General features: G+C 39.7%; 15 protein-coding genes. 9 read left to right on the top strand and 6 right to left on the bottom strand.

Annotation, left to right across the window (positions count from 1 at the left end; all coding sequences use genetic code 11):
• Positions 1 to 167 precede the first annotated feature (167 nt).
• A complete protein-coding gene (asnS, locus tag PMAN_RS06410) occupies positions 168 to 1565 on the top strand; it encodes an asparagine--tRNA ligase (protein WP_006793019.1) in 1398 nt (465 codons plus the stop codon).
• Positions 1566 to 1705: 140 nt separating this feature from the next.
• On the opposite strand, the gene PMAN_RS06405 is transcribed toward asnS, so the two are convergent.
• On the bottom strand, positions 1706 to 2632 hold the full coding sequence (locus PMAN_RS06405; RefSeq protein ID WP_010556459.1) for an electron transfer flavoprotein subunit alpha/FixB family protein: 927 nt from the start codon (positions 2630 to 2632) through the stop codon (positions 1706 to 1708).
• The gene (locus tag PMAN_RS06400; protein WP_006793021.1) at positions 2633 to 3382 is read right to left on the bottom strand and encodes an electron transfer flavoprotein subunit beta/FixA family protein; all 750 of its coding nucleotides are present in this window, start codon (positions 3380 to 3382) and stop codon (positions 2633 to 2635) included.
• 220 nt (positions 3383 to 3602) lie between these two features.
• Between PMAN_RS06400 and PMAN_RS06395 the strand changes: the two genes are divergently transcribed.
• The 6 genes from PMAN_RS06395 (at position 3603) to PMAN_RS06370 (ending at position 10334) form a co-directional block, all read left to right on the top strand.
• Complete coding sequence (locus PMAN_RS06395; protein ID WP_010556458.1) at positions 3603 to 5249, top strand: electron transfer flavoprotein-ubiquinone oxidoreductase; 1647 nt, start codon at positions 3603 to 3605, stop codon at positions 5247 to 5249.
• Positions 5250 to 5350: 101 nt separating this feature from the next.
• The gene (locus tag PMAN_RS06390; protein ID WP_010556457.1) at positions 5351 to 5815 is read left to right on the top strand and encodes an acyl-CoA thioesterase; all 465 of its coding nucleotides are present in this window, start codon (positions 5351 to 5353) and stop codon (positions 5813 to 5815) included.
• A 249-nt stretch (positions 5816 to 6064) separates the two neighbouring features.
• On the top strand, positions 6065 to 6634 hold the full coding sequence (locus tag PMAN_RS06385; protein WP_010556456.1) for an outer membrane beta-barrel protein: 570 nt from the start codon (positions 6065 to 6067) through the stop codon (positions 6632 to 6634).
• A gap of 180 nt (positions 6635 to 6814) precedes the next feature.
• Complete coding sequence (gene tsaA / locus PMAN_RS06380) at positions 6815 to 7519, top strand: tRNA (N6-threonylcarbamoyladenosine(37)-N6)-methyltransferase TrmO (RefSeq protein ID WP_033035435.1); 705 nt, start codon at positions 6815 to 6817, stop codon at positions 7517 to 7519.
• An 88-nt stretch (positions 7520 to 7607) separates the two neighbouring features.
• Positions 7608 to 9332 (top strand): proline--tRNA ligase, encoded by a 1725-nt coding sequence (locus PMAN_RS06375; protein ID WP_010556454.1) that lies wholly within the window; start codon positions 7608 to 7610, stop codon positions 9330 to 9332.
• Positions 9333 to 9494: 162 nt separating this feature from the next.
• Entirely contained in the window at positions 9495 to 10334 is an 840-nt protein-coding gene (locus PMAN_RS06370; RefSeq protein ID WP_010556453.1) for a UDP-2,3-diacylglucosamine diphosphatase, read from the top strand.
• Positions 10335 to 10432: 98 nt separating this feature from the next.
• Here PMAN_RS06370 and PMAN_RS06365 read toward each other — a convergent pair whose 3' ends face one another.
• The 3 genes from PMAN_RS06365 to PMAN_RS06355 are packed head-to-tail and all read right to left on the bottom strand — an operon-like array spanning position 10433 to position 13231.
• A complete protein-coding gene (locus PMAN_RS06365) occupies positions 10433 to 11641 on the bottom strand; it encodes an ABC transporter permease (protein ID WP_010556452.1) in 1209 nt (402 codons plus the stop codon).
• Entirely contained in the window at positions 11634 to 12422 is a 789-nt protein-coding gene (locus tag PMAN_RS06360; protein WP_010556451.1) for an ABC transporter ATP-binding protein, read from the bottom strand. The genes PMAN_RS06365 and PMAN_RS06360 overlap by 8 nt, the downstream gene beginning before the upstream one ends.
• Positions 12419 to 13231: a DUF3025 domain-containing protein gene (locus tag PMAN_RS06355; protein WP_010556450.1), complete on the bottom strand. Its 813-nt coding sequence runs from the start codon at positions 13229 to 13231 to the stop codon at positions 12419 to 12421. Before PMAN_RS06355 ends, PMAN_RS06360 begins: the two co-directional genes overlap by 4 nt.
• 118 nt (positions 13232 to 13349) lie before the next feature.
• Here PMAN_RS06355 and PMAN_RS06350 point away from each other — a divergent pair, with 118 nt between their 5' ends.
• Both PMAN_RS06350 and PMAN_RS06345 read left to right on the top strand, forming a co-directional pair.
• Complete coding sequence (locus PMAN_RS06350; RefSeq protein ID WP_010556449.1) at positions 13350 to 14975, top strand: M28 family metallopeptidase; 1626 nt, start codon at positions 13350 to 13352, stop codon at positions 14973 to 14975.
• Positions 14976 to 15096: 121 nt separating this feature from the next.
• Positions 15097 to 16269 carry a putative manganese transporter gene (locus tag PMAN_RS06345; protein ID WP_010556448.1) on the top strand — a complete coding sequence of 391 codons (1173 nt, stop codon included), beginning with the start codon at positions 15097 to 15099 and terminating at the stop codon, positions 16267 to 16269.
• 56 nt (positions 16270 to 16325) lie between these two features.
• Here PMAN_RS06345 and PMAN_RS06340 read toward each other — a convergent pair whose 3' ends face one another.
• Entirely contained in the window at positions 16326 to 16691 is a 366-nt protein-coding gene (locus PMAN_RS06340) for a DUF805 domain-containing protein (RefSeq protein ID WP_010556447.1), read from the bottom strand.
• Positions 16692 to 16772: the final 81 nt, after the last annotated feature.

The following is a 16772-nucleotide window of genomic DNA, read 5'->3' as shown; positions in this document are numbered from 1 at the left end:
CGCCTTGATAAAAACTTATAAAGAGTTGCCCGCAATAGTTTTTTTATTTTACTTTACTAGGTAAGATACAGGGTTCTAGTACAGCACCATCTATAAATAAAATATGGTTTATAATCTGTACATTTTTAAATAAATAAAGTTAGGCAACTTATATCATTGGAGTGAAGATGAGCCATTTAGCGATTTCAGAGCTATTAAAAGGCAATGTTGCGGTAGACAGCCAAGTAACAATTAAAGGCTGGATCCGTACTCGCCGCGATTCAAAAGCAGGAATATCATTTTTAGCCGTTCATGACGGTTCGTGTTTTGATCCTATTCAAGCGGTAGTTCCTAATTCACTAAATAATTATGATGAAGTTACTAGCTTAACAGCCGGTTGTTCTGTATCGGTTACTGGTGTTTTAGTTCAATCTGCGGGCAAAGGCCAATCGTTTGAAATTCAAGCGAATACGGTCACTGTATTAGGTTGGGTAGAAAACCCAGATTCATACCCAATGTCGGCAAAACGCCACAGCATTGAATACTTACGTGAACACGCTCACCTTCGCCCACGTACTAACATGATTGGCGCAGTAACACGTGTACGTAACTGTTTAGCACAAGCCATTCACCGTTTTTATCACGAGCAAGGTTACTACTGGATCAGCACACCTATTATCACAGCAAGTGACTGTGAAGGCGCTGGCGAAATGTTCCGTGTATCTACACTTGATATGCAAAACTTACCGCGTACAGATAAAGGCGATGTTGATTACAGTGAAGACTTTTTTGGAAAAGAAGCATTCTTAACTGTATCTGGCCAGTTAAACGGCGAAACTTACGCGTCTGCAATGTCAAAAATTTATACGTTTGGCCCTACTTTCCGTGCAGAAAACTCAAATACTTCACGCCACTTGGCTGAGTTTTGGATGGTTGAACCTGAAGTAGCGTTTGCAGATTTAGAAGATATTGCAAAGCTTGCTGAAAACATGCTTAAGTACGTATTTAAAGCGGTACTTGAAGAGCGCCGTGACGACATGGAGTTTTTTGCTCAACGTATCGAAAAAACTGCTATTAGCCGTTTAGAAGAATTTGTTGAAAAAGACTTTGCACAAGTTGATTACACAGACGCAGTAGAAATTCTTAAAAACTGCGGTAAGAAATTTGAGTTTGATGTTGAATGGGGTGTAGATTTACAGTCTGAGCACGAACGTTACCTAGCAGAAGAACACTTTAAAGCACCGGTAGTAATTAAAAACTACCCACGTGATATCAAAGCATTTTACATGCGCCAAAACGAAGACGGCAAAACCGTTGCCGCTATGGACGTAGTTGCACCGGGTATTGGTGAAATCATTGGTGGTTCTCAACGTGAAGAGCGCCTTGACGTACTTGATGCGCGCCTTGAAGAAATGGGCTTAAACAAAGAAGATTACAGCTGGTACCGCGACCTACGTAAATACGGTAGTGTGCCACATTCAGGCTTTGGTTTAGGTTTTGAACGCTTAGTTGCATATGTAACAGGTATGGGCAATGTACGTGACGTAATCGCCTTCCCTCGTACTAAAGGCAGCGCAACTTACTAAATGAGTATTTAGTAAATTGTTTAAAAATTAAAAACCAGCCAATTGGCTGGTTTTTTTATGGCTAAAAATTAGCGTATAAAAAAAGCCGCAGCACCCATCAGGCACCACGGCTTTCAACCAGAATAAGGTTTAATAAATGGTTATAGTGCGCTTTCTAATTGCGGTAACACATCAAATAAATCGGCAACGAGTCCATAGTCTGCAACCTGAAAAATAGGTGCATCGGGATCTTTGTTAATTGCAACAATCACTTTTGAGTCTTTCATACCCGCTAAGTGTTGAATGGCTCCGCTAATACCCACTGCGATGTATAAGTTAGGCGCTACAATTTTACCTGTTTGCCCTACTTGCATATCATTAGGTACAAAGCCTGCGTCTACCGCAGCGCGCGATGCACCAATAGCAGCACCTAATTTATCGGCTATACCGTTTAAAAGAGCGAAATTTTCGCCATTTTGCATACCACGACCGCCAGATATAACCACCTCAGCAGCGGTAAGTTCTGGGCGCTCTGACTCAGTTTGCTCAACGCTTACAAACGTACTTAACTGTGAGTCCGATACTGTATCTAAAGTATTAATACTTACAACGGCTTGCTCGCCTTGTAAATCAAAACTACTTGCGCGTACGGTAATCACCTTTTTAGCATCAAGTGATTTTACAGTCGCAATAGCGTTACCGGCATAAATTGGGCGTTTAAACGTATCAGCATCTATTACATCAATAATTTCAGATATTTGTGCTACATCTAAAAGGGCCGCAACACGTGGCATAAAATTTTTGCCTGTGGTAGTTGCACTTGCCACAATATGACTGTAGCTGTCAGTTAACGACATGACTAAATCGGTCATGCTTTCTGCTAGTTGGTGTGCATAAGCTGCATTATCTGCAACAAGCACACTCGCAACGCCTTCTATACTAGAAATAGTCTCGCTCATACTGACGATGTTTTCACCGGCCACTAATACATCAACAGGAAAACCCATTTGAATAGCCGCATTAATTGTTTTTGAGGTTTCTGGTTTTAAGGCACCGTTGTCGTGCTCTGCAATTACAAGTGTTTTCATTTAAATCACCTTTGCCTCTGTTTTTAATTTTTCTACAAGTTGTGCAACGTCTTCTACAATAATGCCACCACTACGTTTAGCCGGTTCTTCTACGCTAACAAGCTGAATACGAGGTGTTAAATCTACACCTAAAGAGTCTGCAGCTATTACATCAAGCGGCTTGCGTTTTGCTTTCATTATATTGGGTAGTGATGCATAACGTGGTTCGTTCAAACGTAAATCTGTAGTGATAATGGCTGGCAATGAAAGTGCGACCGTTTGCAAACCGCCGTCTACTTCGCGCGTAACATTTACTTTTCCATCAGCAACAACCACTTTAGACGCAAACGTACCTTGCCCACGATTAGTTAATGCTGCAAGCATTTGACCCGTTTGGTTATTGTCTGAATCAATCGACTGCTTTCCTAAAATAACAAGTTCTGGCGCTTCTTGCTCTACAATTTTTGCGAGTAATTTTGCAATGTGTAATGACTCTAATTTTTCATCGGTTTCGATGTGAATTGCTTTATCTGCACCCAGTGCAAGCGCTGTGCGTAGTTGTTCTTGCGATGTTTTAGCGCCAATAGTAACAGCTACAACTTCAGTGGCTGTACCGGCTTCTTTTAAGCGAATAGCTTCTTCAATTGCAATTTCACAAAATGGGTTCATCGCCATTTTAACGTTCGTTAAATCTACATCGCTGTTGTCACTTTTGACACGCGCTTTTACGTTGTAATCTATAACGCGTTTTATTGGTACAAGAACTTTCATAGGAACTCCATAATTATTTAAACCTACAACCTAACGTGTACGTCAACCTATTTATTTTATGAAATCAGACTACTTCCTGTTGACGTAAACGTCAACCTAAAATAACCTTTAACTATTCACAGCCTGTAACGAAAAATTGGCATTGTAATAAATAGGCTGAATACCTTATTCAAATACTGAGGCAGTATTGAGTGAGTCCGTCATAAATAAAGAGGTTATTATGGTCGAACGTGAAACCATGGAATTTGATGTAGTTGTTGTAGGCGCTGGACCTGCGGGACTTGCTAGTGCAATAAAACTCGCACAACTTGCACAAGAAAAACAACAAGAGTGCATGATTTGTGTTGTAGAAAAAGGCTCAGAAGTTGGCGCGCATGTTCTATCGGGCGCTGTATTTGAAACAAAAGCGTTAGATGAATTACTACCAAATTGGCAAGAGCAAGGTGCGCCAGTAACTACGAAAGTTACAAATGATGAAATTTATTGGTTTAATAACGAAGAAAAAGCAACATCAATCCCCCACTTTGCTGCGCCTAAAACATTTCATAATAATGGTAACTACATTGTTTCAATGGGTAACGTATGCCGCTGGCTAGCAGAGCAAGCTGAAAGTTTAGGCGTAGAAATATTTCCAGGCTTTAGCGCACATTCACTTATTATTGAAGACGACGCAGTAAAAGGTATTGTTACGGGTGACATGGGCGTTGATAAAGAGGGTAATGAAAAAGATGGCTACATGCCAGGCATGGAGCTAAGAGCTAAATATACTATTTTTGCTGAGGGCTGCCGAGGCCATTTAGGCAAACAACTTATAAACCAGTTTGCACTTGATGCTGACTCATCGCCTCAACATTATGGCTTAGGCTTTAAAGAAATATGGCAAGTAGATGAGTCTAAGCACCAACAGGGTAAAGTAGTTCATGGCACAGGTTGGCCGTTAAGTGGTGATACGAGCGGTGGTGCATTTATGTATCATAGCGAAAATAATCAGGTCGTTGTTGGCTTAATTGTTGATTTAAATTACACAAACCCGCATTTAAGCCCGTTTGATGAATTCCAGCGAATGAAACATCATCCTGTTTTTAAACAAGTACTTGAAGGCGGTGAGCGTATTGCTTATGGCGCGCGCGCTATTGCAAAAGGTGGATTACACTCTTTGCCTAAAATGCATTTTCCTGGCGGGTTATTAGTAGGCTGTGATGCAGGCACATTAAATTTTGCAAAAATTAAGGGAAATCACACAGCAATGAAATCAGGCATGATAGCCGCTGAAGTCATTTTTGAAGCATTAGAAAATGAACAAACTAATACTGATTTAGTAAATTACCACACGCAGTTTGAACAATCTTGGGCTTATAAAGAGCTTTATCAGTCTCGTAATTTTGGTCCGGTGATGCATAAGCTAGGTAAATTTTTAGGGGGTGCATATAACACGCTCGATCAAAATGTATTTAACGGTGCTTTACCATTTACCTTTAAAGATGATGTACCAGATTACTCTACGCTGGTTGATGCTAACATTGCTGAAAAAATAGCTTACCCTAAGCCTGATGGTTCACTTAGTTTTGATAAACTTTCAAGTGTGTTTTTATCAAACACGAACCATGAAGAGTCTCAACCTTGTCACCTAAAACTTAAAAACGCAGCAATACCAATAAAAGTTAATCTTGTGAAATTTGATGAACCTGCGCAGCGCTATTGCCCAGCAGGTGTTTATGAGGTGCAAGAAATAGAAGGTAACAACGAGTTTGTAATTAATGCACAAAACTGTGTTCACTGTAAAACCTGTGACATTAAAGATCCGAGCCAAAACATCACGTGGGTTACCCCAGAGGGCGCTGGCGGTCCTAATTACCCCAATATGTAATATCTTTTACATATAAATTATAAACATATCCTAAATTGCAGGGGCTTCGGCCCCTTTTTTGCGCTATGCTGATTGTATAACTAATAAAAAGAGTAAAGCTTATGCCGTCGTCAAATGTTGTTTTTCGTTTTTTAGCAGAACCTACCGACGTTAATTTTGGTGGGAAGGTACATGGTGGTGTGGTTATGAAGTGGATTGACCAAGCTGGCTATGCCTGTGCTGCTGGCTGGAGTGGTCATTATTGTGTAACCGTATCGGTGGCAGGTGTTAAATTTAGACGCCCTATTCTGGTTGGTCAAATAGTAGAAGTGGAAGCTAAAATTGCACATACCGGTAAAACAAGTATGCAAATATTTATACAAGTTCGGTGTGGCGACCCTAAAACACAGAACGTGGTTGAAACAAATCACTGTGTAATAAGCTTTGTTGCCATGGATGAAACAGGTTACCCCGTTGCAGTGCCAGAGTTTAAAGCGGTCACCAATGAAGATGTAAAATTAGAAAACTACGCAATTAAAATGAAAGAAATTGCGATTGAAACCGAAAACTTACTTCATCAAGTGTAAATACGCATTAGCTAATTTTTGTACTGTAAAAATCACCTAATGCTTTGTAAAAAATACAATTTATTTAAAATCGCTAAATCTTAGCAGTTAGCAATTTGTTTAATAAAAAACCTAAACAACCCAAATAACCAATCCAAAAATACTAGTTTAGATGTTTTAGTAATCAATTTAATCATTGGCATGTTCACTGCAAATAAGTAATTGAAGTTTGAAAAATCAAACCATTTTATTTTTTAAAGGAGCTATTTAATGATTAAATCACTTTCACTTTCAGCACTAGCGCTAGCAACACTTGGTTTTAACTCTGCGGCGCAGGCAGATATTTCCGATTTTGATTCTCCACGTATTTATACCGGTATAGGTTACGGACAGTACTCTTTTGAGTTTGAAGACAGTGAAAACGATACTGATTTTGATGATGACGCACAAATGCTCAAAGGATATGTTGGTACGCAATTTAATGAATATTTAAGTGTAGAGCTGGCTTATCAAAACTTTGATGAAGTTAGCGATATTGATAGCAAAGTTGAAATTGACGGCGTGTCATTGGCCGCGCGTTTAGGTATCCCATTAACTGAGAGCTTTTCGGTTTATGCCAAAGGTGGTTGGTTAGAATGGGATGCAGATATAAAACAAGAACTCCCTGTTGGAAGCGTATCTACTTCACAAGACGGCGGTGACGCATTTTATGGTGCTGGTTTAGAATTTGCTTTTTCTAGCAATGTGCAAATGCGTTTGGAGTACGAGCGTTACAAACTAGACGATGATATTGATCCTGATATGGATGTAGCATCAGTATCACTGCAATACATGTTTTAAACTATAAACAGGTTGTTTAACAAAGGTAAGCTTAGGCTTACCTTTTTCTGTTTTATATAAACCACTCAGTCTAAATTTATTTTAAACCGTACGGTCTAATTAAATAAATTGCTCTGCTGTGATGCGATGGCCTATAAATAAAGGTAGAATGCCCGCCTATTCTATTTGTACTTGAGTGACATGAGCGACTACAGCATTTCGGCCGTTGGCCATATACAATCTCCTTATAAACAAAAGTTTGCCATACCAAGACAACCTCGTTTAGTACCTGAAGCCAAAGCAAAACTTATTTTTGCGCCTGATTTTAACCGCGAAGAATTTGTACGCGGTATTGATGAATTTACCCACATTTGGTTATTGTTTCGCTTTCATGAAACCGCAGATAAAGGCTACTCGGCCATGGTGCGCCCTCCTCGCTTAGGCGGTAATGAACGCAAAGGTGTATTTGCTACTCGTGCTACTTTCAGACCAAATGCCATTGGTATGAGTGCAGTAAAGCTTGAGGGTATAGAATATAAAAATGGCCAACTCAGTTTATTACTTGCCGGAATAGACCTGCTTGATGGCACGCCCATCATTGATATAAAACCCTACTTGCCTTATTCAGATGCCATGCTTGACGCAAGTGCTGGCTTTGCAGATACACGCCCAGAAACACAAATGAGCGTAGAGTTTACCCCCGAGGTGACATTATTCATTGAGCAACAAACTCAATACCCTGATTTATTAAACTTTATTAGTAATGTTTTAAAACAAGATCCACGCCCTGCTTACAAAAAACAAAAAGACGGCGAGCAGAGCTATGGAATGACATTGTATGATTACAATATATGCTGGCAAGTTAATGGCGAGCACAACCTAGTAACAAGTATAGAAAAAAGCTAAATAAATCACTTAGCGCTTTTGTGTAAAAGCAACCGCTGGTAAACTTAAGCTCTATTAAAAGAACATATTACTCTATTTCGGAAAAATAATGCGTACCAGTCAATATATACTCGCAACACTTAAAGAAACGCCTTCAGATGCTGAAATTGTATCGCATCAGTTAATGCTTAGAGCCGGTATGATCCGTCGCGTCGCTTCGGGTTTATACACTTGGTTACCCTCTGGTTTACGCGTTTTGCGTAAAGTTGAAAACATTGTTCGTGAAGAAATGGACAAAGCAGGCGCAATAGAAATGCTGATGCCCGTCATACAGCCTGCTGATTTATGGGAAGAGTCAGGCCGTTGGAGCGAGTTTGGTCCAGAGCTAATGCGCTTTACAGACCGTCATAATCGTGAATTTGCACTTGGTCCAACACATGAAGAAGTAATCACCGATTTTGTTCGCAAAGAAGTGAATAGCTATAAACAGTTACCACTTACTTTATATCAAGTACAAACTAAAGTACGTGACGAACGACGCCCTCGTTTTGGTGTTATGCGCGCCCGTGAATTCACCATGAAAGACGCTTATTCATTTCATTTGAGTGAAGAATGTTTAAATAATACGTATCAAGCAATGCACAAAGCATACTGTAATATTTTCGAACGTTTAGGCCTAAATTATCGCCCAGTAATTGCCGATACAGGCTCTATTGGTGGTAGCGTGTCTCATGAATTCCATGTTTTAGCCGAATCAGGTGAAGACGCTATCGCATTTAGCGATGGTAGTGATTACGCCGCTAATATTGAAAAAGCAGAAGCTCTTGCCCCAACAGAGCCTCGTGCTGATGCTACAAAAGAATTAAAAGCGTTCCCGACTCCAGATGCTAAAACAATTGAAGAGCTCAAAAAGCATTACGGTGTTAAACCACACCGTAGTGTTAAAACGTTAATCGTTTATGGTGCCCCAGATGAAAACGAACAACGTGGTTTAGTTGCCCTTGTTATTCGTGGCGATCACGAATTAAACGAATTGAAAGCGGAAAAGCACCCTCTCGTTGACTCACCGCTTGAAATGGCAAAAGAAGCAGACATCATTGCTGCAATCGGCGCAAAACCTGGCTCACTAGGTCCTGTAGGATTAACAATGCCAATTATTGTTGACCGCACAGCCAACGTAATGGCTGACTTTGTAGCCGGTGCTAATAAAGACGACGAACACTTTAGCGGCATAAACTGGGACCGTGATGTAACTAACTACGACGTTGCTGATATTCGTAACATTGTAGAAGGCGATCCTAGCCCTTGCGGCCAAGGCACATTACAAATTAAACGTGGTGTTGAAGTAGGACATATATTCCAACTTGGCACAAAATACTCAGAAGCCATGAAAGCAGGCGTATTAAACGAAGATGGTAAAAACCAAGTAATGACCATGGGTTGTTACGGTGTAGGTGTATCGCGTATTGTGGCTGCTGCTATTGAGCAAAACAACGATAAATACGGTATTATTTGGCCACAATCTATTGCTCCGTTCGACCTTGCTATTGTACCAATGAACATGCACAAGTCGCATCGTATTCCTGATATTGCAAACAGCCTTTACCAAGGTTTAAAAGATGCAGGTGTGGATGTGTTATTTGACGATAGAAAAGAGCGCCCAGGTGTCATGTTTAATGATATGGAGCTTGTAGGTGTGCCTTTCACACTTGTAATTGGCGAACGTAACCTAGACGAAAATAAAGTAGAGCTTAAAAATCGTCGCACAGGTGAAAAGCTAATGATTGACATAGATACCGCTATTGAAAGCATTAAAGCAGCTATGCAAGCCTAAACACTTATTCGTTATTCAATAACGTGAATGCAAAAACCGCTTTTTTTAAGCGGTTTTTTTATGCCTAAATTTTGTGTCATATAGCTTTACTAAAAATGTCGTGTAACTGTCATTTTTTCTCTCTAAAGTAATTTATAGCTAACAAAACTAACGAGGGACAATATGAAAAGTGCTGAACAAAAGGCTAAATACCCTGCTATATGGATATCAGATGTTCACCTAGGCTATAAAGATTGTAGAGCTGATTATTTACTCGATTTTCTAAGCGCTGTTGACACTGACGTTTTATATTTAGTTGGCGACATTATTGACTTATGGTCTATGAAGCGCCAATTTTATTGGCACCCCTCTCACTATCAAATACTTAATTGCATTCAACAAAAAGCGGCCAACGGAACACGCGTAATTTATATACCAGGAAACCATGACGAAACCTTTAGAAACTATATAAATCAAACCCTATTTGGTATAGAGGTCCACCAGCAGTATATTCATGTAACTCAAGCCAATAAACGCTTTTTGCTCGTTCACGGCGATGACTTTGATAGCGCAACTCGTTATAACAAAATTATTAGCATTGCTGGCGATGCAGGCTACGATTTGCTTTTATTTTTAAATCGTTGGAGCAATAAAATAAGAAAGTTGTTTGGGGGTAATTACTGGTCGTTAGCGTCGTGGATAAAAGCACGAGTTCATAAGGCACGCGAAGCAATAAATGCATTTGAAGACGCAGCTATTCATGAGGCAAAAAAACAAAAAGTAGATGGGATTATTTGTGGGCATATACACCACCCTAAAATAAAAGTGTGCGACGGCATAGTGTATTGTAACGACGGCGATTGGATAGAAAACTGCACCGCCTTAGTGGAACAAGCCGATGGAAAAATAGAACTGCTTCACTGGTCAGATACACACACAGTTTTAGACAGCGCCGACATATCTAACATTTCATCGCCACTAATGAGTAATGACCATGCGAAACCAAAAAAGTCGGCAGCCTAATTGCTGACTTTAAACCAAGTCATAAATTTTAACCCTTGTTGACGGTCTTAAACAAAAAAGCATCACTTAAGTGATGCTTTTTAAAGATGAGTAGCACACTATCTAAATAGTACATCTTCTCGGTTAAACCATTTAACGCAAAATGCTAGTAACGCACCTGCAATAAGAGCGGTTGCTAAAAATATGAGCCCTACAAACGTGTAATCTACAGTGCCTTTAATTATGTCTTTAATGGCTAATGCAACGTTGGTTACCGGAATAAACGCGGTTTTAGCAGTCAATTCCATATTTGGCATTATTGAAATAATAATAGGGAAAAACACCCCCATACTTAAAGGAGCCATGTAGTTTTGTGCTTCTTTAAACGTACGCGCATAAATAGATATAGCTAACGCTAAAGAAGAAAATATGGCAGCCAATGGCAGTAATAATACAAAAATCATCAGCAAATCGGTAACCGCCAAAGTACTAAATGCCGTTTTTATAAAGTCTAAGTCTGCGAACGCCAGTGCAACAGCAACCCAACACCCCATACTCACAACCGTAATAGTGGTTGATGCAATAGAGGTGGTCAGTAATGTTATAAATTTACCTAATACCAGCTCTGTGCGTGTTATGGGTGTAAGTAAGAGTGTTTCTAGTGTGCCGCGCTCTTTTTCACCGGCCCCTAAGTCAATTGCAGGATATGTAGCGCCCATTAACACCAATGGAATAAGTAAATATGGTAAAAAGCCACCTATTTTTTCACCTAAGTTTTCACGTTTATCGGCCGTATCTACTTTAACAACTTCAATAGGGGTAAGGATAGCTTTGTGCGTAGAATCTTCTATCCCAAAGCTTTTTAATTTTTTGGCTTGCAATACGTCGCTGTATTCTTGAGCTAGTTCTTTGACCCGATCAAATAAAAAATTTATTGATTTTGCGTCGTTAAATACCACTTCCCATTTGCTTTGTTCACCACTGTCGAGTGTATCTTCTGCGTTACTTGGCAAATAAATACCCATATCTATATCGCCGGCAGTAACACCTGCTTTGAGCTCTTCTATTGTATTAAAGGTTTTACTGCCCTTATAAAGTTCAAAGCTTTTGTGGTAAAACACTTTGTCGGTAAATTCTGGTGCGTAATCACCATTAATAATTACGTAAGTATTAACTTTTTGGTCAGCTTCAAGTGCCGCTTGCGAGCTAATAAAAGCCATAACGGCAAAAATTATTGGAAAGATAAGTACTGGCAGCGCCACTACAAACATAAGCGTTTTTTTGTCGCGAAGGAGCTCTTTTAATTCCTTTTTATATACTTCAAACATGATGCTTCTCCGTTAATATGTTCATAAACGCTTGGTTTAACTCTTCACTGTTTCCGGCTTGTTTAAACTCTTCAACTGTGCCATCAAAGCAGCTTATGCCTTCGTTAATTACCGCTACACGGTCACATAACAATGCGACTTCATCTAAATGATGGGTAGAAAAAATAACCGGTGTGCCTTGTGCTTTTAAACCTTTGATAAATTCGATCACTGTTTGTGTGGTCATGATATCAAGGCCTGTTGTAGGCTCATCGAGCACAACTACTTTTGGGCGATGTACAACTGCACGGGCTATATTTGCTTTTTGTTTCATACCAGTTGATAAATTTTCAGCGCGCTTATCTATAAATTTATGCATATCGAGTAATGTAAAAAGCTCATCACAACGTGATGCTATATCGCTTTTTTTCATCCCGTGAAGTTTTGCAAAGTACTCTATGTTTTCTTTAACGGTCAGACGACCATACAAGCCAGTAGAGCCTGATAAAAACCCAATCGACTTTCGCCCTAAAAGAGGTTTTTTAACAATATCGTTGCCATCAATTGTAATAGAGCCTTCATCAGGCTTTAAGGCTGTTGAGATCATTCTTAAGGTGGTTGTTTTACCTGCGCCATTTGGGCCTAACAACCCTAATACTTCGCCTTCAGCGCAGCGAAAACTGACATCTCGTACTGAATGAAAGTAGTCTTTATCTTCACGCGGGTCGATATCGTCTACTTTATTTTTTTTATGGTCTTTCGTCAGCTTAAAACGTTTTTTAAGCCCGGCAACTTCTATCATGCGCATGTCCTTCGTTTGGGTCTAAAGTAATCCGTATTATTGTAAAATGTGTCGTTTTCATTGTCTTCATGCCAGCCAGGTACACCTAATAATGGTAATGGCGAAAGCTGTGAGTTATCGGCTAAGCAATGTTCTATTTTAATCTTCTCATAAAGTACTTGATCAAGGTACTGGTATTGCATTGCTAAATCTTTACAAAATATTTCGTCGGGCACATTTATAAATAATGCTTTTCCTGTTAGCCCTATATAAGGGCGAGTCAACATTTCGTAATTGGCATGACCAAACATAAAAGCCTGAATTGACTCTCCCCACTCATGGCGGTGCTCTACAAATGCTTTGTGCCATTGATGATCGCGCAGCCAGGTTTGCCATTTACTGTCACTAATGGCCAGTACAACACCACATTCATCAAATAGTGTGAGTGCGTTTCTGTGTTTGGTGCGCTTAGTTAAACCATATTCGGCAATGTCCTGAACATGCCGATGATTTATAAGTGATTTTGTTTTAGGAAATAAGCACCAAATAAAACCACCGAATAGATCGTGCCAATTTTCTGTCCGTGTGGGTACTTCACCAGTTTCAAAAATTACTTGTTCGTAATAGCGCTCAGCAAAATCTATTTGTGCATCGTCAACAAACTGTATCGGTAAATTATTCTCGTTCGTTGCATTTAAATAAGGAGTAAACCATTTTGGTGAAGGCCATTGAGTTTGCTCATTAAGTTTAAACAAGCTGTTTAGGTGATTAAATGCACCCGTTTTTAGGCAATTGGGTTGCCATTGTTCAGGAGGAGTAAAACGCTTCATTATTATAAATTTCTAACTTGTATAGGCCTTTAATTTTGTAACAGTTTACCGCAAAAGCTAGCCCTACTTAATAGAAGTTAATATACTTATTTAATCTTAAAACAATAATCGAGTTAATATGAAACGCAATTTATCTCTCACACTTCTTGCCAGCGCTGTTTTAGCTGGCTGTGCAGCAACAAGCATAACTCCTTCAGATGTAACTAATGGCTATAACAGTATAAAAGCCGATGAGTTAGCAAAACACATAAAAGTATTGGCATCTGACGAATTTGGTGGCCGAGCGCCTTCGTCACCTGGCGAAAAACTAACATTAGATTATTTAACAACCCAATTTAAAGCATTGGGTTTTGAGCCTGGCAATGGCGATAGCTTTTTACAAGAAGTCCCCCTTGTATCACTAGAAGCTGATTCAAACATGGTTTTATCAATTGGTGGCAAAGATTACCAATACAAAAAAGACATGGTTATGGGCAGTAGCCGCATTAGTGAAAAAGAAGGCATTGAAAATTCTGAGCTTGTATTTGTAGGCTACGGCGTTAATGCACCAGAGTATAACTGGAACGACTACGAAGGAATTGATGTTAAAGGTAAAACCGTGGTCATGCTTGTGAACGATCCTGGTTTTGCAACTAAAGATCCTGCTTTATTTACTGGCGACGCAATGACTTATTACGGTCGTTGGACCTACAAATATGAAGAGGCAAGTCGCCAAGGTGCTGCAGGCGCTATTATTATACACGAAACAGCACCCGCTTCATATCCTTGGTCGGTTGTTGAAAATTCGTGGAGTGGTGAGCAATTTGGTTTTCAAAAAGAAAACAACAATATGGACCGTGTTGCTGTAGAAGGCTGGGTTACTAGTGATGTGGCTAAAGAGCTTTTCAGTAAAGCTGGTTTAGATTTCGATACCGTTAAAGAAAATGCCGCAAAAGGTGCTTATCATGTTGATATGGGTGATTTAACCGCCTCTGTTAATGTGACTAATACAATTAAAACGTCAGTGTCTTACAACTTTATTGCGACCTTACCGGGCAGCGAATCGCCAGACGAACATGTAGTATATTCAGCGCATTGGGATCACTTAGGCACAGATACAAGCCGCAAAGGTGACCAAATTTATAACGGTGCTCACGATAACGCAACGGGTACTGCAGGCTTAATAGAAGTTGCAGAGGCATTTACTAAATTGCCAAAGCACCCTAGCCGCTCAATGACATTTTTAGCAGTAACCGCTGAAGAGCAAGGGTTACTTGGCTCTAAGTATTACGCCGCAAACCCTGTTATTGCAGCTAACAAGACGGTTGCTAATATCAACATGGATAGCTTAAATTTATTAGGCAAAGTAAAAGATATGAGTGTGGTAGGCATTGGTAAATCTCAAATGGATGAGTTTTTAGCTAATGCAGCAAAAGATCAAGGTAGAACTTTATCAGGCGATCCTAAACCATCGTCGGGTGGTTATTACCGTTCTGATCATTTTGCGTTTGCCAATATGGGCATACCTGCAATGTACGCTGGTGGTGGTACTCAAGCAGCGGATGAAGAAACAGCCAATTATCGCAAGCGAATGAGCCTAGTATTACGCGGTTGTTACCACCAGCCTTGTGACCGTTACCGCGATGAGTGGGATTTATCGGGCGCTGTTCAAGACTTACAATTATTTTATAAAGTAGGTTTTGATATTTCTGAGCAAGAGCAATGGCCTACTTGGAATTCAAATTCAGAATTTCAACGCAAATAGCCAAGGTTTTAATATCGAAAAACTCCATGTGAGTAATCGATTTAAATACAATTAAATGATATTGATTATCATTTACTAAAATTATACAGTGTTACCCTGTTTATTAATTTGGTAACACTGTATGAACTCAATTACACAAATAGGACTAATTACGCCCGCTTCAAAACGCTTTGTTAGCCAAAATAAACGCTTATTACTCCCTCTTTTTTTGTTGGTGTGCTTTGCTGTGCCATCACTTCGTGATATTGCAATTACCGCACTAAGCGACGCTTTTTTTCAAGTCAGTGTATTTGTTGCTGCTACGTTACTGATTTATTACTACGCTATTGAGCGTTTACCTCAGTTGGAGCTTAGTTATCTAAGTGCCAAGTCACCGGCTTTAGAGGTCTTTTTTGCGGCTTTACTAGGTGCCTTACCAGGCTGCGGGGGCGCTATAATAGTGGTTACACAATTTACCAAAGGTCAAGCAAGCTTTGGTGCTATTGTTGCCGTACTAACAGCAACAATGGGCGATGCTGCATTTTTACTTTTAGCTACACGCCCTACTGAGGGCGCTGTAATAATGGCTATAGGATTAGTTGTTGGAACTATGTGTGGTGCTTTTGTAAATACAGTTCATAAACACGACTTTTTACGCCCTTCTTTAAAAGAACAAACGCGCCAAGTTAAAATATTGCCTACCCGCATTATTAGAGTCAGTAAGCCTGTTTGGATGTTAGCGATTTTTCCAAGTTTAATTATCGCGTTTTTAATCGCATTTAACGTGGACTTTAACCAATTTGGAGAGTACACAAACACTGGAATACATTTATTTGGTGCGGGCATGGCTCTATTTATTGTCACGGTATGGGCTTACTCGTCTAAAGGCGAAACATATAAACAAATTACCAGTGAAGAGGATGAATGCAATCCATCCTCTAAAGTGGTTAAAGTGCTCCAAGACACACACTTTGTGACTGCATGGGTAGTGGCGTCGTTTATGTTATTTGAAATACTCGTGAATGTAGCCGGACTTGATTTAAAAACATGGTTTGCCCACTACGCTTATTTAGCACCGCTGATTGCTGTGATCATTGGTTTTTTACCCGGTTGTGGACCGCAAATAATAGTCAGCACGCTTTATATACAGGGGATTATTCCATTTAGCGCTTTAACAGCCAATGCAATTTCAAACGATGGAGATGCGTTATTCCCTGCAATTGCGTTAGCCCCTAAAGCCGCAATAATAGCCACTTTATATACCGCACTTCCTGCTCTGGGGGTTGGCTATGGGTTGTATTTTATTTCGTATTAAATTTTAGGCATAAAAAAGCTCAGCGAACACTGAGCTTTTTAGGTTAAAACTTTACTTTATACAGCAGCAGGTTCTGCTGCTAACTCTTTTGGATTAGGACCAAAATCGTTCTCGCCTTCATGTGAGTCTTGTGCAAGGAACACAATTAATACAATCCAACCAATAATTGGCACTAACCACAGAAGCTGCCACCAACCAGAGCGGCCAGTATCGTGTAAACGACGTGCACCAGCACTTAAACCAGGTATCAATAGCGCTAAACTATAAAAAGAACCAATAAACATAGTACCTAATGCGCCATCAATAACATTACAGATAATTGAGAAGATGGTATTAAATAATACAAACATCCAATAAGCTTTGCGGCGGTTACGACCTGAAAAATCTGCGTAGCTACGCAGTGCGTTCATATAATGTTCCATAAAATTTCCTTAGTGTTATTTTTTATATTCCCTAACGGGCTCTTTAAATTACTTTTTAGTAACATCTATATCTTAATTAAA

Source organism: Pseudoalteromonas marina (genome assembly GCF_000238335.3).
Classification (GTDB): Bacteria; Pseudomonadota; Gammaproteobacteria; order Enterobacterales; family Alteromonadaceae; genus Pseudoalteromonas; species Pseudoalteromonas marina.
Note: the sequence above shows the minus strand (reverse complement) of the source record. Positions and strands in the feature narration are given on the sequence as shown.